At 53.7% G+C, this 1,150-nt stretch carries 3 protein-coding genes; all 3 read left to right on the top strand.

The window, feature by feature from the left end; genetic code table 11:
* Nucleotides 1–65 precede the first annotated feature (65 nt).
* Complete coding sequence (gene rpsL / locus ACRESJ_RS11360; RefSeq protein WP_003186084.1) at nucleotides 66–437, top strand: 30S ribosomal protein S12; 372 nt, start codon at nucleotides 66–68, stop codon at nucleotides 435–437.
* A gap of 108 nt (nucleotides 438–545) precedes the next feature.
* Complete coding sequence (gene rpsG, locus ACRESJ_RS11355) at nucleotides 546–1,019, top strand: 30S ribosomal protein S7 (RefSeq protein WP_431757983.1); 474 nt, start codon at nucleotides 546–548, stop codon at nucleotides 1,017–1,019.
* A 30-nt stretch (nucleotides 1,020–1,049) separates the two neighbouring features.
* On the top strand, nucleotides 1,050–1,150 hold a 101-nt coding region (locus ACRESJ_RS11350; protein ID WP_431757984.1), incomplete at its 3' end, for a GTP-binding protein.

Here is a 1,150-nt window from a genome sequence, read left to right as displayed (position 1 = left end):
TCGTTCCTGCCATTTTGCTTTTCTTGCAAGACAATAGCGTCGCAAGACAACAGTGGAGCTAGTAGATGGCAACTATCAACCAGCTGGTACGTCAGCCGCGTAAGCGTATCGTCGAGAAATCCGACGTGCCTGCGCTGCAGAACTGCCCGCAACGCCGTGGCGTGTGCACCCGTGTGTACACCACCACGCCGAAAAAACCTAACTCGGCACTGCGTAAAGTATGCCGTGTGCGTCTGACCAACGGTTTCGAGGTTTCCTCGTATATCGGTGGTGAAGGCCACAACCTGCAAGAGCACAGCGTGGTACTGATCCGCGGCGGTCGTGTAAAAGACTTGCCAGGTGTTCGTTACCACACCGTTCGCGGCTCCTTGGATACTTCCGGCGTTAAAGGCCGTAACCAGGGTCGTTCGAAGTACGGTACCAAGCGTCCGAAGTAATCGGCCGTTTTGCAGATTTTCATTTTATTGAGTCGATAAGAGTAAGGTCGGGCACGCATCCATAGGAGCTGTTCCGAACTAACCTGAAGACCGTTTGAGGGCTTATCAATGCCAAGACGTCGCGTAGCAGCAAAGCGTGAGATTCTGGACGATCCGAAATACGGAAGCCAAATCCTCGCCAAATTCATGAACCACGTAATGGAAAGCGGCAAGAAAGCCGTTGCCGAGCGTATCGTTTATGGTGCCCTGGAAACCGTTGCGGCTCGTAAGAACGGCGCCGATCCCCTGGAACTCTTCGAAAAAGCACTCGACGCCATCGCTCCGCTGGTCGAAGTGAAGTCGCGCCGCGTTGGTGGTGCTACTTACCAGGTTCCGGTCGAGGTTCGTCCTTCCCGTCGTAACGCTCTGGCAATGCGCTGGTTGGTAGACTACGCCCGTAAGCGTGGCGAGAAGTCTATGGCTCTGCGTTTGGCTGGCGAACTGTTGGACGCTGCCGAAGGTAAAGGTGCTGCAGTTAAGAAGCGTGAAGACGTGCACCGTATGGCTGAAGCCAACAAGGCTTTCTCGCACTACCGCTTCTAATTTTTGCGTCACTAATTTTGCGAGGGCTTTATGGCTCGTACTACACCGATTAATCGCTACCGTAACATTGGTATCGTTGCTCACGTGGATGCTGGTAAAACCACCACCACCGAGCGCGTCCTTTTTTACAC

This window comes from Pseudomonas sp., from assembly GCF_050739655.1.
Classification (GTDB): Bacteria; Pseudomonadota; Gammaproteobacteria; order Pseudomonadales; family Pseudomonadaceae; genus Aquipseudomonas.
Note: the sequence above shows the minus strand (reverse complement) of the source record. Positions and strands in the feature narration are given on the sequence as shown.

Excerpts from the sequence above, each read along its gene's own strand:
- rpsL (WP_003186084.1), top strand. The coding sequence starts at position 66 with ATGGCAACTATCAACCAGCTGGTACGTCAGCCGCGTAAGCGTATCGTC.
- rpsG (WP_431757983.1), top strand. The coding sequence starts at position 546 with ATGCCAAGACGTCGCGTAGCAGCAAAGCGTGAGATTCTGGACGATCCG.